The sequence below is a fragment of the Nonomuraea sp. 10N515B genome, assembly GCF_052245915.1.
Taxonomy (GTDB): domain Bacteria; phylum Actinomycetota; class Actinomycetes; order Streptosporangiales; family Streptosporangiaceae; genus Nonomuraea.
The window spans coordinates 35294-59612 of the sequence record NZ_JBQQBQ010000024.1 but is presented as its reverse complement, the minus strand read 5'-3'; the positions used below and the strand labels follow the sequence as shown (position 1 = coordinate 59612).

Here is a 24319-nt window from a genome sequence, read left to right as displayed (position 1 = left end):
CGATTGTCCGGCGGAAGCTGCGGTCCCCGCAAATCGTTTTCCCGCACGACGGACACGCGAAGGCCCCGGGGTGACCGGGGCCTTGGTCTCGGGGTCAGGCGGTGGGGACCTTGTCGAGGAAGCCGAGGACCTTGCGGATCCTGCCGTCCTCGGCCAGCTCCACGACGTCGAAGCCGACCGCGACAGGCTCCCCGCCCGCCGGGCCGAGGTGCCAGGTGAACCTGGCGATGTTGTGGTGGGCCTCGTAGACCTCGCCAGGGGCGAACACGAGGCCGGGGAACATGCCCTGCGCCCCCTCGATCACCGCGGCGATCCCGGCGTGACCGGCCACGTCGGCCAGCGGGTCGGTGTACGTGGCGTCCTCGGTCCACAACTCGGCCACGGCCTTGGTGCGGGCGTCGGCGTCGGTCTCGTTCCAGGCGGCGATGTAGCGGTCGACAAGAGTGGTGTCCATGGTGATCTCCCTTACTGGTTGCGGGCCTTGCGCAGGCCCATGATCTGCAGCTCGGCGAACCCGGCCACGGCCAGCGCCTGGGCGATGGCCCAGATCGCGCCGATCGTGGTGAAGTCGCCCGCCCCGGTGATGACGGCTGCGACGCTGCCCAGGGTCCAGATGATGTTCAGGGCGATCACGGCCCTGGTGGCGGCCGGGCTGATCGCGCGGCGGGTGGCCAGCAGGCCGACCGCGGCGCCGTACACGAGCAGGAAGACGCCGATCCCGCGCAGCAGGCCCGCCTCGGGGCCGAGCAGGGCGGCGACGGGGCCGGCGAAGGCCAGGTAGACCAGCCCGTTGCCGCCGGTGACGACGGCGTCGGCGGCCAGCGCCAGGCGCAGGAACTTCAGGCGGTCGGTCGTGACGCTCAGGGCGGTCATATCGGCTCCTTCGGTGGTTCGGTGCGACACCTGAAAGATGTCAGCCACCGCATAGGGGCCGCGATTACGCCAGAGGTAAGCGGAGGTGGTGATTCGCCGCTTCACCTGCGGCAATGGTCATGGTGTGACGCTCGTCACGGCGAGCCACCGAAAAGTTGATCAAGCGGTTCCGAGGATCTCCTGCCGCAGGTGGGTCTTGAGGATCTTGCCACCGGGGTTGCGGGGCAGCTCGCCCTCGCGGAACCAGAAGTGGACCGGGATCTTGAACGTGGCGATCCGGCCGGCCAGGAACGCCTGCAGCTCCTCCGAGGTGACGGACTGCCCGGGGGCCAGGCGGATGACGGCGCCGACCTCCTCGCCCAGCTCGTCGTGCGGCACCCCGATCACGGCCGCGTCGTCGACCGCCGGGTGCTCGAACAACGCCGCCTCCACCTCGGCGCAGTAGACGTTCTCGCCGCCCCTGATCACCATGTCCTTGGCCCGGTCCACGATGTAGACGAAACCCTCTTCGTCGATCTTGGCCAGGTCGCCGGTGTGCACCCACCCGTCCACGAACGTCTGCGCCGTGGCCTCCGGCTTGTTCCAGTAGCCGAGGATCACGTTCGGGCCGCGCAGGCACAGCTCGCCCACCTCGCCGGGCGGCAGCTCGTTGTCCATCGGGTCGACCACGCGCACGTCCACCACGGGCACCGGGCGGCCGATGCTGTCGGGCCTGGCCCGGTAGTCGGCGCCGCCGTTGCCGATGGCCAGCGCGGTCGTCTCGGTCATGCCGTAGCCGTTGGAGGGGGCGCGGTTGGGGAGGTTCTCGGTGATGCGCTCCAGCAGCTTGGGCGGCGCAGGGGCGCCGCCGTAGCCGAGGGTGGCCAGCGACGACAGGTCGTACTTGCCGAAGTCGGGGTGGGACATGAGCTGCCACGCGCTGGTAGGCACGCCGATCATGGCGCTGATCTTCTCCCGCTCGATCAGGCGCAGCGCCTGCTCAGGATCCCACTTGTACATGAGCACCAGTCCGCCGCCGCTGAACATCGTCGTCGTCATGGCCGAGAAGCAGCCCGTGACGTGGAAGAGCGGCACGGTCAGCAGCGTCACGCGGCGCGTCCCCGCCGCCGCCGCGAGGTCCTTGCCGGCCAGCGCGAGCGCGTGCATGAGCCCGTAGGCCGCGGTCATGGGCGACTGGCCCAGGTTGCGGTGGCTGCCCAGCGCGCCCTTGGGGCTGCCGGTCGTGCCGGAGGTGTAGAAGATCGTGGCCGGGTCGTCCGCGGACAGCTCCACGCCAGGCAGCTTCACGTCGGCCGCGACCTCGCCCAGCACCTCGTCGAAAGCACGCGCTCCGGCCGGTGGCTCGCCCCTCGTGACGATCAGCGGCACGCCCGTCGAGGCCAGCCGCGCCGCCCGCTCGCCGTCCGCGATCAGCACCTTCGCGCCCGAGTCCCGCACGCCGTAGGCCAGCTCGGCCTCCGTCCACCAGGCGTTGAGCGGCACGGCCACGGCCCCGGTGGCCAGCACCGCCGAGAACGAGACCACCCATTCCGGATAGTTGCGCATGGCCACGGCCACCCGGTCGCCCTTGCGCACGCCGTAGTCGTCCACCAGCCGGTTGGCCAGTGTGGCGGCGCGGCGGAAGTGGTCCTCGAAGGTGATCTGCTCGTCCTCGTAGACGAGGAAGACCTTCTCGCCGTGGAACCTGCTCATCTCCAGGAGGGCGCGGAAGTGGGCGGGTGCGTGTTTCCACGTGCGTACCCCGGTGTCGCCGATCTCCTCTATCTCGAAGAGCTGGCCGGGGCCGGTGAGCTGCTCCTGGACCTGGGCGTGCGTGAGGGACATCTGCAGAACGCTCCCCGCGGTGGACGATTATTCTGGGTAAATCACAGTACCGACCGGTAGGTACGTCGCGCTAGAACCTCGTGCCCGTGAAAGTTTCATCCTTGCGCCGATAGTTTCTGCTGCCCAACTGCTGCTTTGGCGACTGCCCGCGACCGGCATTGACCGCTCACTTGCATGTCAATACCGTCTGCGGTGCGATCCAAGCGAGATCGAAACTTTCGGGTCGAGTGCCTGCCTCCGGAGGTAGATGTTCGTGCTGTCGTCCTCGTTCGCCAGAGTCCTCGCCTTAGCGGGGATGTCCTTAGCCTTCCTCCTGCCCGCCAGTTCGGCCGACGCGTCGGCGTCCCTGCGCACGCACGCCTCCGCCAAGGGCAAGTTCATCGGGGCGGCGCTCGCCACCAGCCCGCTGTCCAATGAGACCTCCTACCGCACCATCGCGGCCACCGAGTTCAGTCAGGTCACCGCCGAGAACGCGATGAAGTGGGACGCCACCGAGCCCAGCCAGGGCCAGTTCAACTTCTCGGGCGCCGACGCCATCGTCAACTTCGCCACCCAGAACAACCAGCAGGTCCACGGCCACACCCTGGTGTGGCACAGCCAGACCCCGAGCTGGGTGCAGAACCTCGGCGCCAGCGCCATGCGCGCCGCCATGCAGAACCACATCAGCCAGGTCGTCGGCCGCTACGCCGACAACGCGACCGTGGTCTCGTGGGACGTGGTGAACGAGATCTTCGACGACAACGGCGGGTGGCGCTCCTCGTTCTGGTACAACACGCTCGGCCAGAGCTTTGTCGCCGACGCCTTCCGCGCCGCCCGCGCCGCCGACCCCAACGCCCGGCTGTGCATCAACGACTACAACGTCGAGGGCATCAACGCCAAGAGCACCGCGATGTACAACCTGGTCTCGTCGCTTCGACAGCAGGGCGTGCCCGTCGACTGCGTGGGCTTCCAGGGCCACCTCGCGATCCAGTACGGCTTCCCGAACGACCTGCAGCAGAACCTGCAGCGCTTCGCCGACCTCGGCGTCCAGGTCCGCATCACCGAGCTGGACGTGCGCATGCAGATGCCCAGGGACGCGACCAAGGACGCCACCCAGGCCACCTACTACCGCAACGTCGTCAACGCCTGCCTGGCGGTGACCGCCTGCGCCGGCGTCACGATCTGGGGCTTCACCGACAAGTACTCGTGGGTGCCGGACACCTTCTCGGGTCAGGGCGCCGCGCTGATCTACAACGAGAGCTACCAGCCGAAGCCGTCGTACAACGCCGTGCACGACGCGCTGGCCGGCGGCACCACCACCGACACCACGCCGCCGACCACGCCGGGCACGCCCACGTCGAGCAACGTCACCTCCAACTCCGCCGCCCTGACCTGGGCTGCCTCCACCGACAGCGGCGGCAGCGGGCTGGCCGGGTACAACATCTACCGCGAGCAGGGCGCCACCGACACGCTGCTGGCCCAGAGCACCACGAACTCGGCCACGCTGACCGGGCTGAGCCCCACCACCCAGTACCAGGTCTACGTGCGGGCCCGTGACGGCGCCGGCAACCTGTCGGCGAACTCGCCGCCGGCCACGTTCACGACGATGTCGGGACCGGGTGGCGGGGGCCCCTGCACCGCGGCCGGCACCGTGCAGACCCAGTGGAGCACCGGGTACGTGGTGCAGCCGGTGACCGTCACCAACACCGGCACGTCCGCCATCACCGGCTGGACCGTCACCTTCACCCTGCCCTCCGGCCACACGCTCACCGGCTCGTGGAACGCCGACGTGACGGTGAGCGGGCAGACCGTCACCGCCAAGAACGCGGGGTACAACGGCAACCTGGCCCCGAACGCGAGCACCAGCTTCGGGTTCCAGGTCAGCCGGCCGAACGGGAACACTCAGACGCCCTCCGGATACACCTGCGCCTGATGCTCCGCGAATCCCCTGGGCGCTTCTCCTGCCGCCCAGGGGATTCTCTCTGCCGAAGATATTGACAATTAAACCGTCGAGGTCTGTCGTTCGCCATAGGAGGTGAACGGCATGAACGAATGGGATGCCACCTCGTACGCGGGCAAGGACACCATCCTGCGGGTCGTCAGGGACGAGGCCGATCGGCTGTTCGCGCTGGCCGAACCGGAGGAGGCATGGGAGGCGCCGACCGCCTGCCCAGGCTGGACGACGCGGGACGTGGTCGCGCACATCGTCGACACGACCGAGGGATACTTCGCCGCGTTCGACGCGGCCCGCCGTGGCCAGGACGTCGGCACGGCGTACGGGCTGCCCGGCATGGGCGATCGGGTCAACGAGCAGGCCGTGGCGCTGCGCGGGATCCCGCAGAAGGAGCTGCTCGACCGGCTCAAGACGGACTTCGAGCACATGCAGGCGATCCTGCGCGAGCTCGGCGAGGACGAATGGGCCGGGCTCACCGTCCCGCACTTCTACATGGGGCCGCTGCCCGCGTACTTCTACGCGGCAGGGCAGCTCATGGACTACGCCGTGCACTCCTGGGACATCCGGCAGGGGACCGGCCGGGCGCACGGGCTGTCGGGGGAGGCGGCCGATCTGCTGGTGCCGTTCATGTTCGTGCTCTGGCAGTCCACGATCAGGCAGGAGGCGGACCTGACGACGCCGTTCGAGCTCGGCATCCGGGTGGGCGGGGTCAACGGCGGGGACTTCCGCGTGTCGGTGGGGACGGGCGGGATGACGTACGAGCAGGGTGACCTGGCTGGGCTGCCGACCGTCATCGAGTTCGACGCGGGGAGCATGGTGCTCACGACGTTCGGGCGCAGCAACACCGGCACCGTCAGGGGCGACCTGGCGATCGCCGACCGTTACCTGAATCTGTTCTTCCGTATCTAGAGCCGCGGGCCGCCGGTGCGCATACCGGCGGCCGCGTGCCGTTACGGTTGGCCCGTAATGTGGGGTGATGACAGATCGGGAAGTGGCCGTTCTCATCGGCCTGCAGGCTTCCGGTAAATCCGCCTTCTACCGGCGATGCCTGGCCTCCACTCATGCCCATGTGACCAAGGACGATTTCCCCAACGCGCGGCACCGGCAGCGCCGCCAGCTCCGTCTGATCCGTGAGGCGCTGGAGGAGGATCGGAAGGTGGCGGTCGACAACACCAATCCTTCGCCCGAGGAGTGGTGGCCGTTGATCGTGACAGGGCGGGAGCACGGGGCGCGGGTGGTGGCCTATTGGTTCCCGCCGAACCTGAAGGGGTCCCTCCAGCGCAACGCGGAACGGCTCGGCCGGGCACGCGTGCCGGAGGTGGGCGTCTTCTCGACGTTCAGGCGGATGCGGCGCCCCCGGGTGGCCGACGGGTTCGACGAGGTGTCCGTGGTGGAGTTCGACGGGCGCGGCGGCTTTCTCGTGCGGAAGGAGGAGGGATGAGGGTCGACCGGTTGGAGGCGGGGATGCGGGCGCGGGAGTGGTTTCACTCGCTGACGCTGCTGCCCGGTGCGTGGGCGATCGTGCGGGTGGATGGGCGCGCATTCTCCCGCTACACGGAAGGCCGCTTCGACAAGCCTTTCGACGTGCGCTTCCGCGAGTTGATGGCAGTCGCGGCGCGGAGCCTGCTGGAGGAGTTCCAGGGGTGTTACGCCTATGCGCAGAGCGATGAGATCTCCCTGGTGCTGCCTCCCTCCTTTGACCTGTTCGGGCGGGAGGCGGAAAAGCTGGTGTCGATCTCGGCAGGCGTGGCGTCGGCGGCCTTCACGCACGCGGCGGGCGAGCCGGTGCACTTCGACAGCAGGATCTGGCTGGGCAGCTCGGTGGAGGACGTCGTCGACTACATGTCGTGGCGGCAGGCCGACGCCGCCAGATGCGCACTGAACGGCTGGTGCTACTGGACCCTGCGCAGAGACGGCAGGACGGCGCGGCAGGCCGGCAAGCTGCTCGAGCACACCACGGTCGCCGACAAGAACGAGCTGCTGTTCCAGCACGGCGTGAACTTCAACGAGCTGCCTGCCTGGCAGCGCCGCGGCATCGCCTTGTGGTGGGAGACGCACGACCATCAGGGGCACGACCCCATCCGCGGCGTGGACGTGGTCACCCAGCGGCGGCGGGTGCACGTGGAGTGGGATCTGCCCATGAAGGACGACTACCGGCGGCTCGTGGAGCGGCTGGTCACCGACTGACCGCCGGCAGCGGTCGCGGAGCTCGCTCAGCGCTCACCCCAGGTCATGCCCTCCGGCCGCCGGCAGCTGGTGCTTGGCCACGCGCGCGGTGGGCGTCCTGGGCAGGGCGTCCAGCCGCTGCCAGAACCTCGGCACCTTGTACGGAGCCAGCCGCGCGGCCGTCCAGTCGCGCAGGGCCGCCAGGTCCAGCTCGCGCCCCGGGGCCGCGACCACGAACGCCTTCACCTCCTCGTCCGTCAGCTCGGACGGGACCCCGATCACCGCGCATTCCAGCACGTCGGGGTGGGCTTCCAGGGTCTCTTCGACCTCCAGGGGTGAGAGGTTCTCGCCGCGGCGCCGGATGACCTCCTTTTTGCGGGCCACGAACGTGTAGGTGCCGTCGGGGTTGGCCGTCACCAGGTCGCCGGTGTGCAGCCAGCCGTCCTTGACGGCCCTGGCGGTTTCGTCGGGCATGCCCCAGTATCCGGGGGTCACGGCGGGGTTGTGCAGGAGCAGCTCGCCGTCCTCCGCCACCCGCGCGTGGTTGATCGTGCCCAGCCTGGGGTGCTGGCGGGGCGTGCCCAGGGTCTCGTAGGGTCGGGCGCCGCGGGGCCAGATCAGCCCGTACGGGGTCTCCGACAGGGCGTAGCCGACGACGATCTCCAGGCCGAAGCGGCGCTCGATCTCCAGCTGCCGTTCGCGGGCCGGTGCCGGGCCCGTGTAGCAGAGCTTGAGCGGGTTGTCGGCGTCGTCCGGCCTTTCCGGCTGCCGCATGAGGATCTCCAGCATGGCGCCGATCGCGTTGAACTCGGTGGCGCCGTACCGCCGGGCGTCGTCCAGGAAGGAGCCGGCCGAGAAGCGGGGCAGGAGGACCAGGCCGGCGCCGCAGGACAGCGAGCCCATCACCGAGTAGGCCGGGGCGTTGATGTGGAACAGCGGCAGCGACGTCATCAGGCGGTCCGCGCCGGTCAGGCCGAGCCAGTGGGCGAAGCCCTGGCCGGCCAGCGCGTACGCCCGGTGGGTCTGCATGACCAGTTTGGAGCGGCCCGTGGTGCCGGAGGTGGGGATGAGCACGGCCAGATCGTCCGGCTTCACCAGGTCCGGAGGAAGGCCGACGGGTCGTGGCCATGGGCCGGGGTCACGGATGACGTGGGCCGGCTTGGCCTGCTCCATGAGGGCGTCCAGCTCGTGGTCCGTGCTGCGCGGGTTCACGGGGAGGGTGATGGCGCCCAGCGTGGTCAGAGCCAGCCAGCAGATCAGGTCTCGCGGGGTCGTCCTGGCCACGAGCATGACGACGTCGCCGTGCCGCACGCCCTGGGCGGCCAGGGCGTGCGCCTCGCCGCCCACCAGGGCGGCGGCCTCGGCGAACGTGATCATCGAGTCGCCGTGCAACCATGGGCCGTCGCGGCCGGCGGCGGCGAGGAGCACGTGCGGGATCGTGGCCGGGAGCGATCCGGGGGTGGTCAAGGCTCCAGCGTGATCCCTTCGCGCCTGAGGTCCTCGATGATGCCGTCCACCAGGCGGGTGGCGACCGTGTGGCGCAGCTCGCCGTGGTCACGCAACTCGCGCACGGCGGGAACGGGATCCGGGTCGGCGAACAGCCGCTCGTCGGCGTAGTCCACCGGCCGGCCTGTCGGGTCGATGGTCCACCAGGACGCCTCCAGCGCGATGCCGTTGGGGTCGCTGAAGTAGATCGACCGCAGGAACCCGTGGTCGATGACGTCGGTGACCTCGCACCCATGCGCCTTGAGCCGGTCGCGCATCCGGTTGAGCGCGTCCTCGTCCGGCAGGTGCAGCGACAGGTGATCGAACTGCGCCGCCTTGGCGTACGGCACGCCCGCGGGCTTGGCGAAGCTGTCGAGCGGCTGGTCCGCGTACTCGAAGAAGGCGACGGTGTTGCCCGGCGCCACCTCGAAGAAGTAGTGCTTGAACGCGGGCACGGCAAGGGTGGTGACCAGGCGGGCGCCGAGCACACCGTGCCAGAACCGCACGGTGGCGTCCATGTCCGCGGTCACCAGGGCGAGATGGTGCACGCCGCGCCAGTGCACCGGGTCGGGGGTTGCGGCCATGCGTCAACCGTACGCCTTTCAACTATCCCTGGTAAGTGAGGACTACCTGCCCTCAGCCCTTCACCGAGCCGGCGAAGCTGAAGGAGCCGGCCAGATATTTGTTGACCGCGACGTAGAGGACCACGGCCGGGGCGGTGTAGAGGATGGAGAAGGCGGCCAGCTGACCGTAGGCGACCTGGCCGTACTCGGAGAAGAACGTGAAGACGGTGACCGCGGCCGGCTGCTTCTCCGGGGTGTCCAGCAGGACGAACGGGGCGAAGAAATTGCCCCACTGGCCGACGAAGACGAAGATCGCGACGACGGCGATGCCCGGGGCCATCAGCGGGCCGACGACGGCCGTCAGGGAGCGGATCCAGCCGGCCCCGTCGACCCAGGCCGCCTCCTCCAGGTTCACCGGCACGCCGTCCATGAAATTCTTCATCATCCAGATGGAGAACGGCAACGAGCTCGCCGTCAGGAACAACACCATCGCCGGGACGGAGCCGTACAGGTTGAAGCGGAAGAACATCGCGTAGACCGGTACCAGGATCGCGGTCACCGGCAGCCCGGTGGTGAACAGCAGGGTCAGCATGAAGTGGCGGCGGTAGCGCAGCTGGTAACGCGACAGCGGGTACGCCGCCAGGCCCGACACCAGGACGGTCAGGATCGCCGTCGAGCCCGAGATGACGATCGAGTTGATCAGCGGAAGGATGATCGTCTCCCAGGTGAGGACGGCTTCGAAGTTGTCCAGGGAGAAGGTGAGCGTGGGCGTGGCGGACAGGGTGGCCTCCGGCTGCACCGAGGCGATCAGCACCCACAGGAACGGCCCCAGGAAGGCCAGGGCGATGAGCAGCAGGGCCAGCACCGCCGCGCCCCTCGCGGCCAGCCGCGTCATGCGTCCTCCACCTTGATCAAACGCAGGTAGATCAGCGAGAACAGGGCGCCGATCACCAGCATGACGAGGGCGATCGCGGAGCCGTAGCCGATCTCGAAGTAGCGGAACGCCTGCTCGTACATGTACAGCGGCGTCGTCTGGCTGGCCGTTCCCGGGCCGCCGCCAGTGAGGGCGTAGATGAGGCCGAAACTGGCCAGGGTCTGCAAGGTGATCAGCATGAGGTTCGCCATGATGGAGCGGCGGATCAGCGGCAGCGTGATGTGCAGCAGGCGGCGGCCGGGCCCGGCGCCGTCCACCGCGGCGGCCTCCACCAGGTCGGCGGGGACCTCCGAGAGCGCCGCCGAGTACACCAGCATCGAGAACGCCGTGCCGCGCCAGATGTTGGCCAGGATGACCGCGAGCATCGGCGCCGTGTAGAGCCATTCCTGCTCGATGCCGAGCGCCGTGTTGAGCGTGCCCTCCTCGGCCAGGAACGAGAACCAGCAGGCCGCAGCCACGACCTCCGGCACCACCCAGGCGGCGATCACGACGCCGTTGACCACGCTGCGCGTCACCCGGCCGCGGCCGCGCTGGAGCAGGGCGATGATCAGGCCCAGGGTGTTCTGGCCGATGACGGCCGAACCGATGACGAAGACGAACGTCAGGAAGAACGAGTTGAGGAAGGTCGGGTCGCCGAAGAGCTTGATGAAGTTGGCCAGGCCCACGAATCGCGAGTTCACCGACGCCGAGCCGGTGAGCGTCTCGTTCGTGAACGCGATGTAGACGCTCCAGAGGATGGGCCCGGCCAGGAACAGGGCCAGGATGACCAGGGCCGGGCCGAGGGGGAGGAGCCAGCGCAGGACCCCGCGCCGCGCCGGGCCGCGCACGGGCGGGCTCGTCACGGGCGGGGACTGCGGCGCGGTGGCGACCGTCATCGGGCCAGGACCTTGTCGGGGCCTCCCACGGCGGAGGGCAGCGCCTGGACGTACGCGGCCGTCGCCTCCTCAGGGGTCTGCGCGCCCGTCGTGACCGCCTCCATGGCCTCCTGGACCTCGGTGGACACCTTCGGGTATTCCTCGAAGGCGGGCCGGTAGTGGGTGACCGAGGCCAGATCGGTCCAGAACTTGATGCTCGGGTTGCCCTCGCTGTACTTCGGGTCGGCGGCCACGTCCTTGCGGGCGGTCAGGTCGCCGGTGCCGACCGAGTACGCCGTCGAGTTCTCCTTGTTGGTGGCCACCGTGATGAAGTCGAACGCCTCCTGCTTGTTCTTGGCGTAGGCGCTCATCGCGATCACCCAGCCGCCCGACATGCTGACCGCGCCCGGCGGCTCGCCGTTCTGCGTGGGCATGCGCGTCCAGCCCATCTTCTCCGTCCACTCCGGCCACGGCTTCGTGCCGGTCGCCTTCCACGCGGAGGATGCCCAGGCGCCGTCGAGGGAGATGCCGAGTTCGGCGCCCGGGAACCACTCGAGCGTGATCTTGTCTCCGAGCTTGGCGTTGTGCGCGTCGGCCTGCTTGGGGCCGAGCTCCTCGCGGTAGATGGTGTTGATGAAGGTCAGGGCGTCGGTGAAGTTCTTGCCCCCGGCCAGCCACTTCTTCTGCGTCTCGTCGTAGAGGGTGCCGCCCGGGGTGCCATACAGGAGCATCTCGAAGCCCTGCATGGTCGACGCCTCGCCGTGGATCTTCGTGGAGTACATGGCGAAGGGGATGACGCCGGGGACCTTCTGCTTGATCGTACGGGCCGCCGTCAGCACATCGTTCCAGGTCTTCGGCTCCCACGGGACCGGCAGCCCGGCCTTGGCGAAGACGTCCTTCTGATACCAGAGACCGCGCGTGTCCGTGCTGATCGGAACGCCGTAGACCTTGCCGTCACCCCCCATGGCGGCCTGCTTGACCGAGTCGGGGAACTGGCTGCTCCAGTCGGGCCACTTGGCCAGGTAGTCGTCGAGCGGGGCCAGCTTGCCCGCCGCGACGTCCGCGTTGACCTGGAACGTGTCGTGGTAGTAGACGTCGGGCGCCGAGTCGGGGGAGCGGTTGAGCAGAGCCAGCTTGGTGTAGTAGGCCTCGTTGGTGCCCTGGACCGCGGTCAGCTTGACCTTGACGCCGGGGTGGGCGGCTTCGTACTGCGTCTTCGCGCCGGTGAGCATCTTCTCCAGATGCGGCCACGTCGGCTCGACTCTGTAGAGGACTTCGAGTTCCTTGCTGCCGGAAGTGTCCTGCGCGGGGTCGGCGCCGCAGCCGGCGACGACCGCGAGGAGCAGGAGGGAACCGGCCAGCGGACGTTTCATCACGGCCTCCCCGTATTGCTTTGGGTTGAACGTGACGGTAAATCTTTTTGATTTACTAAGTCAATACTTTGTGTTGACATATTGACATGCAGCTCGGCACGAACCTGCCCAAGATCGGCAGCTACAACCGGGCCGTGGTGCTGGAAGCCGTTCAGGCCTCCGACGGCATCAGCCGGGTGCAGATCGCGGCCCGCACCCGGCTCACCGCGCAGACGGTCTCCGTGATCGTGCGCAGGTTGCTGGAGGAGGGCCTGGTCGTGGAGGACGGCTCGGCGCCGTCGAGCGGCGGCAAGCCGAGGACGATCCTGCGCGTCGATCCGGGCGCCGGGTACGCGGTCGGCGTGCACTTCGATCCGAAGGAGATCTCGTGCGTGCTCGCCGACCTGGCGGGGCGACCGGTGGCCCGCTCGCACCTGGCCGTGCGGCCGGGGCTCAAACCGGAGGCGGTCATCCGGCAGATGGCCAGGGCGGCGCGACGGATCCTGCGCGAGGCGAGGGTGCCGGACGGGAAGGTGCTGGGGGTGGGGCTGGCCTGTCCCGGGCCGCTGGACGGGGACGGCGTGATGGTGTCACCGCCGCGGCTGCCGGCATGGGAGCAGGTGCCGATCAAGAAACTGCTGCGCGAGCACACGCGGTTCCCGGTGACCGTGGACAACGACGCGACCGCCGCGGCGATCGGGGAGCGGTGGGCCGGGATCGCACGGACCACGCCCAGCTTCGCCTACCTGTATCTGGGGACCGGCATCGGCGGCGGGATCTTTCTGGACAACCAGGTGTATCGGGGGCGGTCGATGAACGCCGCCGAGTTCGGGCACATCACGGTCGAGCCGGACGGGCCCGAGTGCCACTGCGGGAATCGGGGGTGCGTGGAGGCGATCTGCTCGCCGAGCGCCATCGAGGCCGCGATGGGGGGACATTTCTCGCATGCCGACATTTGCGCTGCCGCCGCGCGAGGGGAGGCCGCGGCGCGCGAGGTGATCGAACGGGTGGCGGGGCGGCTGGCCGATGCCGCGGTGAGCGTGGTGAACATGCTGGACATCGATCTGCTGGTGCTCGGCGGGCCCGCGCTCAGGGAGGTGGGGGAGATCTACCGGGAGATGATCGCGGCGGCCACGGCGAGCCGGGCGCTGGCCCGGCGGCTGCACACCGTGCGCGTGGAGACTTCGCCGATCGCCGCGGACGCCGCCGCGATCGGCGCGGCCTCTCTGGTCTTCCACGCCACGTACGCGCCCAGGCTGGCGACCACCCTGCTCGGCGGCTGAGTTTGCTGGCGGGTTTACGACAAGTCGGGATCTGGCCACGCCGACCTCATGGACAATGGCTGATCAGGATGGCTAGGAATTCGGTATTCATGCTTACCGATTCTGTGGAGGTCGTCCATGCCGCGTGGGACAGGGCGATGGCGGCGGAGCACCGTGGTGGCGGGCGTCCTGGCCATGATCGCCGCGCCGCTCTCGGTGCCTGGCGCGCACGCGTCCGCCGCGTCGCTTTCGGTTTCCGGCGCGGCGAGCGACGAGATCACGCTGATCACCGGTGACCGGGTGCGGGTGACGGCCGTGGACGGCGAGCACAGCACGGTGACGGTCACCCCCGCGCCGCGGGCCGACGGCTCCGTGCCGACGTTCCAGGTGCTGGAGGTGGACGGCGCGGTGAGCGTCATCCCCGACGACGTGGCCGCCCTGGTGCCGGAGCGGCTCGACAGCGCGCTGTTCGACGTGACGGAGCTGGCCGGCCAGGGGTACGGCGCCGAGCTCCCGCTGATCCTGGACTACGCGGGGCCCACGCCCAAGGCCGCGATCCCGGCCGTGAAGCAGGTCCGGACGCTGGAGAGCATCGGCGGCGCGGGCGTCACAGTGGCCGCGGCCGACGCCCCCAGGCTGGGTGCCGAGTTGACGAAACTGGCACGGGCCCGAGCCGCGGGACCGCTGGCGGGCGTGTCGAAGATCTGGCTTGACCGCAAGGTCAAGCCGGTGCTGGAATACAGCGTCCCGCAGATCGGCGCTCCCGCGGCGCGGGCCGCCGGGTACGACGGCGCAGGCACGACCGTGGCCGTGCTCGACACCGGCGTGGACGCAGAACACCCCGACCTCGCCGGCCGGGTCGCCGACCGGCGCGACTTCGCCGGCGCGAACGTCACGGACGACCCCCACGGCCACGGCACCCACGTGGCCTCCACGGTCGCGGGCGCCAAGGGCGTCGCGCCCGGCGCCAGACTGGTCAGCGGCCGCGTGCTGGACTCCACCGGCCACGGCCTGTCGTCCTGGATCATCGACGGCATGGAATGGGCGGCCGGCGAGCAGCACGCCCAGATCGTCAACCTGAGCCTCGGCGCCCGCGAGGCGGGCGGCCCGCTCACCGACGCGCTCTCGCGGTTGACGAAGCAGCACGGCACGCTGTTCGTCGTGGCGGCCGGCAACGACGGCTGCGACCAGTGCGTGGGCACCCCCGGCGACGCCCCCGAGGCGCTGACGGTCGGCGCGGTGGACCGGGAGGACCGGCTCGCCGGCTTCTCCAACCGCGGCCCCATCGCCGCCGACCAGGCCGTCAAGCCGGACGTGACCGCGCCAGGCGTGGGCATCACCGCGGCCGAGCCCGGCGGCGGTCACGTCGCGATGTCCGGCACCTCGATGGCCGCTCCGCATGTCACGGGCGCCGCCGCGCTGCTGCGCCAAGCCCGTCCCGGCATCACAGGCGGCGAGCTGAAATCCCTGCTCATGGCCACCGCCGCCCCGGGCAGGGAAATCCCGGTCGACGCGCAGGGCGCGGGCCGCATCGACGTGGCCGCCGCGCTCAAGGGCTCCGTCGTGGCCTCGCTCGGCTCGGCCCACTTCGGCCGGCTCGGCACGGGCGAGCGCAAGAGCATCACCCTGACCTACCGCAACCTCGGCCAGGCCCCTGCCGAGCTGGACCTGACCAGCGGCGCGGCGTTCACGGTCCAGCCCGCGAAGCTGACCGTCCCCCCGTCGGGAACGGCCGAGGCCACGGTCACGGTCACGGCCGCCGAGCCGGGCCGGCTCCGCCAGGAGCTGACGGCCGCCGTCGCGGGCGGCCCGCCGGTGCGCACCCTGCTGACGGGAGTCGTCGAGGACCGGCGCGTCGAGCTGCGGGTACGCGGCATCGCCAGGGACGGCCGCACCGCACGCGGCGGCTTCACCGTGCTCAACCTCGACGAGGGCACCCTGGTCGGCCGCGTGCTCCCCGGGAACCCGGCGCAGCCGTGCACCGACCAGAAGTACGGCACCGGCACCTGCCTGCTGGTCAAGCCCGGCACCTACTCCGTGCTCGGCCACGTCTTCACCATGCCTGCCACCCAGGACAGCACCGCCGCCGGCAAGCCGCTCAACGAGAGCCTCCTCGGCGACCCGGAAATGGAGATCACCGAGAACACCGAGGTCGTGCTGGACGCCCGCAAGGCCGTCGAGGTCGAGATCGAGACGCCCGATCACAAGACCAAGCGGAACACCGGCGCGGCCGCCGCCCTCATGTGGTACCGCTCCGGTGAGCAGGGCACCGCACTGCGCGGCGGCACCACGATCTCGCCCGGCGCGCACATCGAGGAGCGGCTGTTCGTCCAGCCCACCAGGAAGGTCACCAAGGGCGTCTTCACCGTGGCCACCCGCTGGCGGCTGAAAGCCCCCGAGATCGCCCTCACCGCTCCAGGGCTCCGCCTGGAGCCGCAGTACGTGGATCCGGTCCAGTTCAGCGACTTCTCCACCGAGTATCCGCGCCTGGACGGCACCCGGCTGCTCATGGCCGTGGACGCCGGCCGAGGCACCGCCGAGGAGATCCAGGCCCGCGATCTGAGGGGCAAGCTGGCCGTCATCCGGCGCACCGACGGCGTGCCGGTCTCCGCCCAGGCCAACGCTGCCGCGGCCGCCGGGGCCGCGATGGTGGCGGTCTACAGCGACCGGCCCGGCGCCGACGTCACCACCGGCGGCAACAAGGTCAAACTCGCCGTCCCGACCGTCCGGCTCACCCACGAAGAGGGTCTGCGGCTCATAGAGCGGCCGGTGCCGGTCCTGGCCAGGGGTGTCGTGGCCAGCCCGTACGTGTACGACCTCTACCTGCGTGAGAAGGGCCGAGTCCGCGACCGGCTCCAGTACGTGGTCCGCGCCGGTGAGCTGGCCAGGATCGAGACCGGCTATCACAGCCAGCTCGCCGATGACGTGACCGTGAACGAGGCCAGGTTCGCCTTCGAGCCGTGGGACACCCTGTCGATCTCCACAAACCACCCCATGGCCAAGGTGCCGCGTACCCGGGTGGACTACGTCACTCCGGACCCCGAGGTGCGGTGGAGCTCGTCGGCGATCAGCCCGGAGCGGTCCTACAACAACATGTGGCCGCACCCGGACACCCCGCGCGTCTCGGTCTCCTCGCCCCACTTCCGCCCCTACCAGGCGGGGGAGCGGGCCGTCCGCACGGTGTTCAAGCAGCCCCTGCTGCCCGGCGTCAACCCGCGCAACCCGCTGCGCAGGGAGGGCGACCGGTTGCGGATCTCGATGCAGGGTTTCGTGGACGCGGGCGGCAACTACGGCGAGGCGTACACCAGTCCGTACGAACGCGGCCTGAAGACCAGCTTCCGGCTCTACCGGGACGACACGCTGCAGCTGCAGACGAACCATCTGCCGTCGGGGACGGCGACGCTGCCGGCCGGGCGGTCGGCGTACCGGATCGAGTACGACCTGATCAACGAGGCCGAGTGGGCCAGGATGTCCACCCGCACCAAGGCCGTCTGGACGTTCAGCTCGGAACGGGCCGCGCAGACCACGGTCATCCCGCTGCTGCTGGCCACGTTCGACGCACCGGTGGACCTGAAGAACCAGGCCGCCTCCCGCAGACTCGGCGTGACCCTCTCCCACCAGGAGGGCGCAGAGCAGAGCGCGGTCAAGAGCGTGTCGCTGGAGGTGTCGTACGACGACGGCGCCAGTTGGCGGCCGGCCCGCCTGCGCGACAAGGGCGACCGGAGCTACGAGACCACGCTCGACCGGTCGCCCTCAGGATTCGTCTCACTGCGGCTCACCGCCGCCGACGTCGCAGGCAACACGCTGACGCAGGAAGTGATCCGCGCCTACGCGGTGCGCTGAGCGCGCGGTCAGGGCCCGCCCGGGATCGCGGCCAGCAGCTCCCGGGTGTAGTCGTCGGCGGGACGGTCGAAGATCTCGTCGGTCGTGCCGCTCTCCACGATCCGCCCGTCGCGCATCACGTGCACCGCATCGGAGATCATCCGTACCACGGCCAGGTCGTGGCTGATGAACAGGTAGCTCAGTCCCAGCTCCCGCTGCAGCGCGGCGAGCAGCTCCAGGATCTGCGCCTGGACGATCACGTCGAGCGCCGAGACGGCCTCGTCGAGCACGACCAGCTCCGGCGAGAGCGCCAGCGCCCGCGCGATGGCCACGCGCTGGCGCTGGCCGCCGGACAGCTCATGCGGCAGCCGCTCGCCCAGCGAGGCCGGCAACGACACCTTCTCCAGCAGCTCGGCGGCGCTCTTGCGGCGCTCGGCCGCCGTGCCGACGCCGTGCACGCGCAGCGGCTCCGTGATCGACTTCTCCACGGTGTAGCGGGGGTCGAGCGAGGCGTACGGGTTCTGGAACACCGGCTGCACCCGCCGGCGGAACGCGAACAACTCACGCCGCCCGAGCCCGGCCAGGTCCGTGCCGTCGAAGCGGATGCTGCCCGCGGTGGCGTCGTCCAGCCCGAGCAGCAGGTTCGCGGTCGTCGACTTGCCGGAGCCCGACTCGCCCACGATCGACACGGTACGGCCCCGCGGGATGGTGAAGGAGACCGCGTCCACCGCGGTCAGCTCCTCACCCGTGCCCCTGATCGGGAACACCTTGCGCAGGCCGTCGACCACCACCAGGTCCTCCGCCGCCGTCTCCGGACGGGCCACTCGCACCGACGACAGGCTCGGCACGGCCCGCAGCAGCCGCTTGGTGTAGTCGTGCTCCGGCTCGGCCAGGATCCGCTCCGCCGGCCCGGTCTCGACGATCTCGCCCTGGTACATGACGGCCACGACATCGGCCCGCTCGGCCGCCAGCGCCAGGTCGTGCGTGATGAGGAACACAGCCGTGCCCATGTCCGCGGTGAGCCGCTCGAGCTGGTCGAGGATGCGCCGTTGCACGGTCACGTCCAGCGCTGAGGTCGGCTCGTCGGCGATGAGCAGCCGCGGCCGGCAGGCCAGCCCCATGGCGATCAGCGCCCGCTGCCGCATGCCGCCGGAGAACTCGTGCGGGTACTGCCCGACCCGCCGCGCCGGGTCGGGGATGCCCACCATGTCCAGCAGCTCCAGCACGCGTGCCCGCGCCGCCTTCCCGGCGGCCACGCCGTGCACCTCCAGGGCCTCGGCGATCTGGTCACCGATGCGCAGCAGCGGATTGAGGTTGGACATGGGGTCCTGCGGGACCAGGCCGATGCCGGCGCCGCGGATCGAGGTCATCTCCCGCTCGCTCGCCGTCGCCAGGTCGCGTCCCTCGAACACGACCCGGCCGGAGGTGATGCGGCCGTTGTCGGGCAGCAGCCGGTTGACCGCGGCGGCCGTGGTGGACTTGCCCGATCCCGACTCGCCGACCACCGCGACCGTCTGGCCCGGCATGATCTCCATGGAGACGTTCTTGACGACGGTGACGTCCTGCCTGCGGGTGCGGAAGGCGACCGACAGGTCGCGGATCTCCAGGAGCGGGCTATTCATGCGGTCCTCGATCGTTGCGTGGTGGCCTGCAGCAGGCGGTGCCAGAGCTCCTCGGCCGGCGTCGGGGCGCCCGCGACGAGCAGGCGGTTGCTCGCCACGACCAGGGAGACGTCCCGGCCGGGCACGAAGCCGATCGCGCAGCCCACGTGGCCGGGGTGCCCGAGCACCGTGACCGTCTCGCCCGCCAGGTCCAGGGAGTAGCGGCGGAAGCCGAGCGCCTGCTCGGGGTCCGGCCCCGGGGCGAAGAACTCCCGGACGACCTCGGGCCGCCACAGCCGGTCGTGCTCCTCGTACCGGGACAGCGCGGCGCAGTATTTGAGCAGGTCGGGCACGGTCGAGAACAGCCCGGCATGCCCGGCGACCCCGTCGAGCGCGTGGTAGGCGTTGCCGTCGGCCACCTGGCCGAGCACGGGCTCGCGCCGCCAGCGGGTGAAGTCGGTGCTGCGGTACGGGACCGGGTACGGCCTTCCGGTGTCGAGCATGGTCATCTCGACCCGGTCGTCCAGGGCGCTCATGGCCACCTCGGTGCCCGTGGGGCGGGCGTACGTGGTCTGGGTGAGGCCGAGCGGCCGGGTGACCAGCTCGGCCACCGCCCGGTCCAGCCGCAGCCCCGTCGCGGCCGTGACGATCCGGCCGAGCAGGATGAAGCCGAGGTCGGAGTAGTGCCGCGCGCGGCCGGGCCGGTAACGCGGCGGCGGTGGCTGCGCCTGGATGTAGAGCGGCCACCATTCCCACAACCCGCCCCGGTGCAGGAGCAGCTCCCGCACGGTGATCGCCTCGTACGACCGCGGCAGGTACGCGCTCAGTGGCGCGTCCAGGTCCACCAGCCGCTCCGACACCAGGCGCATGAGCGCGGTCGTGGTCGCCACGATCTTCGTGACGGAGGCCAGGTCGTGGTAGGTGTCCAGGGTCATGGGCGCCTCGCCCGAGAGCTCGCCGCCCTCCACGCGCACGGTCCGGTGCCCGGTGCACTCGGTCAGCTCGAACCAGGGCGTGCGCGCGGCCATGACCAGGCCGGCGGGCTCGTCCGGGCTCATCGGGTCAGCACCAGCGAACGGGGCGGTTCGGCCATCGGGGCGGGCAGGACGAGCGGGCCCGCGCCCGGCGTCAGCGTGCCGAGGACGCGGGCGGACCGCGCGCCCGTCCCGCCGGGCACCGTGCCGGGCAGACCGTGCGCGGTCAGCCAGCCGATCAGGGCGAACGCGATGGCCTCCTTGTCGTCGGCGGGCGCGCCGAACGCGTCGGACGGCGCCACCTCCACGCCGGGCAGCGCCGCGCGCAGCCCGCGCATGATGACGGGGTTGCGGCATCCGCCGCCCGAGACGACCAGGGCGCTGACGCCGGCGGCACGCACGTCGTCGGCGACGGTGCGCACGGTCAGCTCGGTCAGCGTCGCCACCAGATCCGCATCGCCGATCGTGCCGGTCGCCGCCGGGCCGGTGCCGCCGGCCCGCAGACCCGCTCTGGCCAGCGCGGCCTCCACATATCCCAGGTGGAACAGCTCCTTGCCGGTGCTCTTGGGGGCGGGCAGCCGGTAGTAGGGCTCGTCGAGCAGCACCTCCAGCAGCCGGGCGTCGGCGCGCCCCGACGCCGCGATCGCGCCGTCCTCGTCGAACCCCCGGCTGTTCAGCCGCCGGCTCGTCACCACGGCGTCGATCAGCGCGTTCGCCGGGCCGATGTCGTAGGCGAACAGCTCACCCCCGCGCACGACGGTCATGTTCGCGATGCCGCCCAGGTTGAGCGCCCCGGCCCCGCCGGGCTGCCCGCCCAGCAGCAGCCCGTCGAGCACCGACACCAGCGGAGCCCCGTGCCCGCCCGCCGTGATGTCGCGGATGCGCACATCCGACAGCACGGGAACGCCGGTTCGCTCGGCGATCCACGCGGGCTGCCCGATCTGCAGCGTGCCCCGCGCCTGCGAACCCTCCACCCAGTGGAACACCGTCTGCCCGTGCGACACGATCAGATCGACGGGACCGCCCCGCTCGATCGCCTCGGCGGCGGCCGCGGCGAAGCTCTGCCCGATGAGCGTGTCCAGCACGCACACCTCCGCCAGCGTCGTCCTGGCCGGCGGCAGCGCCGCGATCAGCCGGGCCCGCAGCTCGCCGCTGTACGGCGTGCTCGCCGTGTGCCCCACCCGGCCCTCCAGCACCTCACCGGCACGCGAGAAATCGACGACGGCCACGTCGATCCCGTCGTGCGAGGTGCCGGAGATCATCCCGAGAACCCTCATGAGCGCCTTCCTCGATTACGCGGGTCAAGCGTGTCACGCAGGCCGTCACCCAGCAGATTCAACCCCACCACGAGCAGCACGACGACCGCGCCCGGCGCGATCAGCGTCCACGGGGCCACGAACACCAGGCTGCGCGCCTCGAAGATCATCGAGCCGAGCGACGGGGCCGGCGGCGGCGTGCCCAGGCCCAGGAAACTCAGCGACGCCTCCGTCAGCACCGCCCACGACAGCGACAGCGCCACCTGGACCACGATGATCGAGGTGATGTTCGGCAGCACGTGCCGCACCATGATCTGCGCGCGGCTCAGGCCCGTGGCGACCGCCGCCTTCACGTACTCGATCTCCCTGAGCGACAACACCGGGCCGCGGGTGACGCGGATGAAGATGGGCACGTACACGATGGCGATCGCCACGGCGATCGTGAACCAGTTGCGGTCCAGCACCGCGGCCAGCGACAACGCCAGCAGCAGCGGCGGGAACGCGAACAGCACGTTCGTCACCCCGCCGATCGCCCCGTCGGCCCAGCCGCGGTAGAAACCCGACACGAGCCCGCCGAGCGTGCCGATCACGGTCGCGAACGCCACCGCCACGACCGCGATGAGCGCCGAGTTCCCCACCCCGGCAGCCACCCGCGAGAACACGTCCCTGCCGAACTGGTCGGTGCCGAACAGGTGCGCGCCCGACGGCGACCGGAACCGCGCCGGCGGGTTCTGCGCGATCGGGTCGTACGGCAGCAGCCCGAAGTACGCCAGCACCGCCACCCCGGCCAGCACGACGAGGATGACCGAGCCCGCCAGCGCGGCGGGACTCCTGCGCAGAGCCGTCACGACGCCCTCACCCGCGGGTCGATGATCCGGTAGAGCACGTCGGTCAGCAGATTGACCAGCACGAACGCCAGCGCGATCACCAGCACCGTGCTCTGCACCACCGCGTACTCCTTCTGCTGGATGCCCAGCAGCACCTGCCGGCCGATGCCCGGCACCGAGAAGATCTGCTCGACCACGACCGCGCCGCCGAGCAGATAGCCGAACTGCAGGCCGGTCATCGTCACGATCGGCACGAGCGCGTTGCCGAGCACGTGTCTGACCTGCAGCAGCCGCTCCGGCACCCCCTTGGCGCGGGCGGTGCGCACGAAGTCGTGCGAGCGCACCTCCAGCACCGCCGCCCGGGTGGTGCGCAGGATCGGCGCCGCGATCCCGAAGCCGAGCACGAGCGCGGGCAGCACCATCTGCTGCAGGTTGAGCAGCGGATCCTCCAGCAGCGTCGCGAAGCCCTGCCCGTTGGGGTTGAACCCGAACGACGCCGCGAAGATCGACAGCAGCGTCGTGGCCAGGAGGAACGCCGGGATCGACAGACCCGCCAGGCTCACCGCCTGCCCCACGGCGTCCCGCGGGGCGCCGGCCTTCGACGCCGACAGCATGCCGAGCGGCACGCCGATCAGCAGCGCCAGCGCGATCGACAGCACCGCCAGCTCGAACGTCACCGGCAGCGACTGCGACGTCAGGTCGAGCACGCTCTGCTGGTTACGCGCCGAGTAGCCCAAGTTCCCCGTGACCATGTTGCCCAGCCACGAGAAGAACTGCGTGACCAGCGGCTGGTCGAGGCCGTAGTAACGCTCGAGCGCCGCCCGCTGGGCGGGGGTGAGCGCGGCGGCCTCGGTGCCGAGCCCCGCCGTGATCTGGTCGCCGGGAATCGCCCGGAGCATGACGAACACGAACACGGCCACCCCGAAGAGGGTGCCGAGCGTGCCCGCCACCCGCCGGACGACGCGGTTGCGTACGAGAGAGCGCATCAGCCGGCGGACGTGGTGCGCAGATACTGCAGCGAGCCGTTGGCCATGGGCGTGAAGCCCTGCACGCCCGCGGTCGTGGCCGTGTAGGTGTAGCCGGAGAACAGCCAGATCCAGGCGGCGTTGTCCTCCAGGTGGGCGGCGACCTGGTCGTAGATCGCCTTGCGGGCGGCCTGGTCGGTGGTGGCCTTGCCTTCGGCGAACAGCCGGTCCAGCTCGGGGGAGCTGTAGCCGGCGACCTTGTTGAGGTTGCCCTTGCTGGTGAAGTAGCGGCCGTAGGAGCCGTCGGGGTCGGGGCGGCCGCCGTTCAGCGCGACGGCCGCGTCGAAGTCGGCGGCCACCCAGCGGTCCACGAACGCCCCCGACTCCAGCACCTCCAGCTCCAGGTTGATCTTGGCCTCGGCGAGCTGGGCCTTGAGGTTCTGCGCCTCGTTGACGGACGTCGCGTACTCGCCCTGGGAGACGATGGCCTTGACGGTCACCCCGCCTGACTTGCCGGCCTTGCTCAGGTAGTCGGCGGCCTTGGCGAGGTCGCGGCTGGGGCAGGGACGCTTGTTCGGGTCGGACTTGAACGCGGTGGCCGTGATGGGCCCGCTCACCTCTCCCTCGCCGAGCGCGGCGGTGTCGAGCACCTGCTTGCGGTCGATCGCGCACTGGATCGCCAGGCGCACGTTGACGTCCTTCAGATCGCCCTTGCGCGCGTTGAGCTGGAGCACGTGGTAGCTGAGCTGCGGCGTCTTGGCGACCGTGATCGTGCCGCCACCCTCGGCGGTCTGGGCGACCAGCGGGTCGTTGAAGACCGCCAGCTGCACGTTGCCCGACTGCATCGCCGAGACGATGGACGACTCGTCGGGGATCACCCGGAACTCGACCGTGGGGACCTTCGGCTTCTCACTGCCCCAATAGGTGTCGTTCCTGGCGAGGGTGATCGACTGGCTGGGCACGCGCTTGCTCAGCGTGAACGGCCCGGTGCCGTTGGGGGTGGCGTTGAGCTTCTCCTCGGTGTCGTCGGAGGACAGCATCGCCATGTTGACCGTGGCCAGGTTGGCGGGCAGCGCGGCGTCGGGCCCGGTCAGGCTCAGCACCACCGTGGCCGGGTCGGGCGCCTCGACCGACTTCACCGACGACAGCGACGCCATGGCGACCGCCGCCGTGGCCTCGTCCATGATCTTGTCGAGGGAGTGCTTGGCGTCCTTGGAGTCGAACGCGCTGCCGTCGGCGAAGGTGACGCCCTGCCGGAGCTTGAGCGTGAGCGTCTTGCCGTCCTCGGAGGTCTCCCACGACTCGGCCAGCCCGGGCACCACGTTGAGGTCCTTGTCGAACTCCGTGAGCGTCCCGTACAGGTTCTGCAGCACGTTGACGGCCTGGAACTGGGTGGCCTTCCAGGGGAAGAGCGTGTCCGGGTCGGAGGTGACGCCGACCACGAGACCCTTGGCGGCGCCCGTGCCTGTGCTGGTGCCGGTGCCGGGCCCGGAGGAGGATGAACAGCTGGTGAGGGCGATGGACAGCGCCGCCGTGAGGGCGACCGTGGAGAACGCGCCACGGGGCATGTGGCCTCCTCAGGCAGTAGGTCATAAAATTACGCAGACCTTACCACTGGGGTATTTTCT

The 24319-nt window shown here is 70.3% G+C and carries 20 protein-coding genes; 6 read left to right on the top strand and 14 right to left on the bottom strand.

The window, feature by feature from the left end; genetic code table 11:
- Positions 1–94 precede the first annotated feature (94 nt).
- The 3 genes from ACTWQA_RS31235 to ACTWQA_RS31225 all read right to left on the bottom strand — a co-directional run bounded on the left by ACTWQA_RS31235 (position 95) and on the right by ACTWQA_RS31225 (position 2697).
- Complete coding sequence (locus tag ACTWQA_RS31235) at positions 95–454, bottom strand: nuclear transport factor 2 family protein (protein ID WP_443162610.1); 360 nt, start codon at positions 452–454, stop codon at positions 95–97.
- Between the two features lie 11 nt (positions 455–465).
- Positions 466–873, bottom strand: a complete 408-nt coding sequence (locus ACTWQA_RS31230) for a hypothetical protein (protein WP_443162609.1) — start codon at positions 871–873, stop codon at positions 466–468.
- 159 nt (positions 874–1032) lie between these two features.
- Positions 1033–2697: a class I adenylate-forming enzyme family protein gene (locus ACTWQA_RS31225; protein WP_443162608.1), complete on the bottom strand. Its 1665-nt coding sequence runs from the start codon at positions 2695–2697 to the stop codon at positions 1033–1035.
- Positions 2698–2992: 295 nt separating this feature from the next.
- Between ACTWQA_RS31225 and ACTWQA_RS31220 the strand changes: the two genes are divergently transcribed.
- From ACTWQA_RS31220 to ACTWQA_RS31205, 4 genes are all read left to right on the top strand, one after another.
- A complete protein-coding gene (locus tag ACTWQA_RS31220) occupies positions 2993–4609 on the top strand; it encodes an endo-1,4-beta-xylanase (RefSeq protein ID WP_443162607.1) in 1617 nt (538 codons plus the stop codon).
- A 111-nt stretch (positions 4610–4720) separates the two neighbouring features.
- Positions 4721–5539 carry a maleylpyruvate isomerase family mycothiol-dependent enzyme gene (locus tag ACTWQA_RS31215; RefSeq protein WP_443162606.1) on the top strand — a complete coding sequence of 273 codons (819 nt, stop codon included), beginning with the start codon at positions 4721–4723 and terminating at the stop codon, positions 5537–5539.
- 67 nt (positions 5540–5606) lie between these two features.
- Positions 5607–6071, top strand: coding sequence for an AAA family ATPase (locus ACTWQA_RS31210; RefSeq protein WP_443162605.1), 465 nt, complete (start codon positions 5607–5609; stop codon positions 6069–6071).
- The gene (locus ACTWQA_RS31205) at positions 6068–6817 is read left to right on the top strand and encodes a tRNA(His) guanylyltransferase Thg1 family protein (RefSeq protein ID WP_443162604.1); all 750 of its coding nucleotides are present in this window, start codon (positions 6068–6070) and stop codon (positions 6815–6817) included. Before ACTWQA_RS31210 ends, ACTWQA_RS31205 begins: the two co-directional genes overlap by 4 nt.
- Before the next feature lie 33 nt (positions 6818–6850).
- Here ACTWQA_RS31205 and ACTWQA_RS31200 read toward each other — a convergent pair whose 3' ends face one another.
- The 5 genes from ACTWQA_RS31200 to ACTWQA_RS31180 are packed head-to-tail and all read right to left on the bottom strand — an operon-like array spanning position 6851 to position 12005.
- Entirely contained in the window at positions 6851–8263 is a 1413-nt protein-coding gene (locus ACTWQA_RS31200) for an AMP-binding protein (protein WP_443162603.1), read from the bottom strand.
- Positions 8260–8865, bottom strand: coding sequence for a VOC family protein (locus ACTWQA_RS31195; RefSeq protein WP_443162602.1), 606 nt, complete (start codon positions 8863–8865; stop codon positions 8260–8262). Before ACTWQA_RS31195 ends, ACTWQA_RS31200 begins: the two co-directional genes overlap by 4 nt.
- Positions 8866–8917: 52 nt before the next feature.
- Entirely contained in the window at positions 8918–9739 is an 822-nt protein-coding gene (locus ACTWQA_RS31190) for a carbohydrate ABC transporter permease (RefSeq protein ID WP_443162601.1), read from the bottom strand.
- Entirely contained in the window at positions 9736–10653 is a 918-nt protein-coding gene (locus tag ACTWQA_RS31185) for a carbohydrate ABC transporter permease (protein WP_305921713.1), read from the bottom strand. Before ACTWQA_RS31185 ends, ACTWQA_RS31190 begins: the two co-directional genes overlap by 4 nt.
- A complete protein-coding gene (locus tag ACTWQA_RS31180; protein ID WP_443162600.1) occupies positions 10650–12005 on the bottom strand; it encodes an extracellular solute-binding protein in 1356 nt (451 codons plus the stop codon). The genes ACTWQA_RS31185 and ACTWQA_RS31180 overlap by 4 nt, the downstream gene beginning before the upstream one ends.
- Positions 12006–12091: 86 nt before the next feature.
- On the opposite strand from ACTWQA_RS31180, the gene ACTWQA_RS31175 reads away from it, so the two are divergent.
- Entirely contained in the window at positions 12092–13267 is a 1176-nt protein-coding gene (locus ACTWQA_RS31175; protein WP_443162599.1) for an ROK family transcriptional regulator, read from the top strand.
- Between the two features lie 117 nt (positions 13268–13384).
- Complete coding sequence (locus tag ACTWQA_RS31170) at positions 13385–17089, top strand: S8 family peptidase (RefSeq protein ID WP_443162598.1); 3705 nt, start codon at positions 13385–13387, stop codon at positions 17087–17089.
- A gap of 8 nt (positions 17090–17097) precedes the next feature.
- On the opposite strand, the gene ACTWQA_RS31165 is transcribed toward ACTWQA_RS31170, so the two are convergent.
- From ACTWQA_RS31165 to ACTWQA_RS31140, 6 genes are read right to left on the bottom strand one after another with little or no spacing between them, the layout of a single operon-like run.
- Entirely contained in the window at positions 17098–18690 is a 1593-nt protein-coding gene (locus tag ACTWQA_RS31165) for an ABC transporter ATP-binding protein (protein ID WP_443162597.1), read from the bottom strand.
- A complete protein-coding gene (locus ACTWQA_RS31160; protein ID WP_443162596.1) occupies positions 18687–19727 on the bottom strand; it encodes a serine hydrolase domain-containing protein in 1041 nt (346 codons plus the stop codon). Before ACTWQA_RS31160 ends, ACTWQA_RS31165 begins: the two co-directional genes overlap by 4 nt.
- The gene (locus ACTWQA_RS31155; protein ID WP_443162595.1) at positions 19724–20920 is read right to left on the bottom strand and encodes an anhydro-N-acetylmuramic acid kinase; all 1197 of its coding nucleotides are present in this window, start codon (positions 20918–20920) and stop codon (positions 19724–19726) included. The genes ACTWQA_RS31160 and ACTWQA_RS31155 overlap by 4 nt, the downstream gene beginning before the upstream one ends.
- Complete coding sequence (locus tag ACTWQA_RS31150) at positions 20917–21747, bottom strand: ABC transporter permease (RefSeq protein WP_443162594.1); 831 nt, start codon at positions 21745–21747, stop codon at positions 20917–20919. Before ACTWQA_RS31150 ends, ACTWQA_RS31155 begins: the two co-directional genes overlap by 4 nt.
- Positions 21744–22712, bottom strand: coding sequence for an ABC transporter permease (locus tag ACTWQA_RS31145; RefSeq protein ID WP_443162593.1), 969 nt, complete (start codon positions 22710–22712; stop codon positions 21744–21746). The genes ACTWQA_RS31150 and ACTWQA_RS31145 overlap by 4 nt, the downstream gene beginning before the upstream one ends.
- A complete protein-coding gene (locus ACTWQA_RS31140) occupies positions 22712–24259 on the bottom strand; it encodes an ABC transporter substrate-binding protein (protein ID WP_443162592.1) in 1548 nt (515 codons plus the stop codon). Before ACTWQA_RS31140 ends, ACTWQA_RS31145 begins: the two co-directional genes overlap by 1 nt.
- Positions 24260–24319 lie beyond the last annotated feature (60 nt).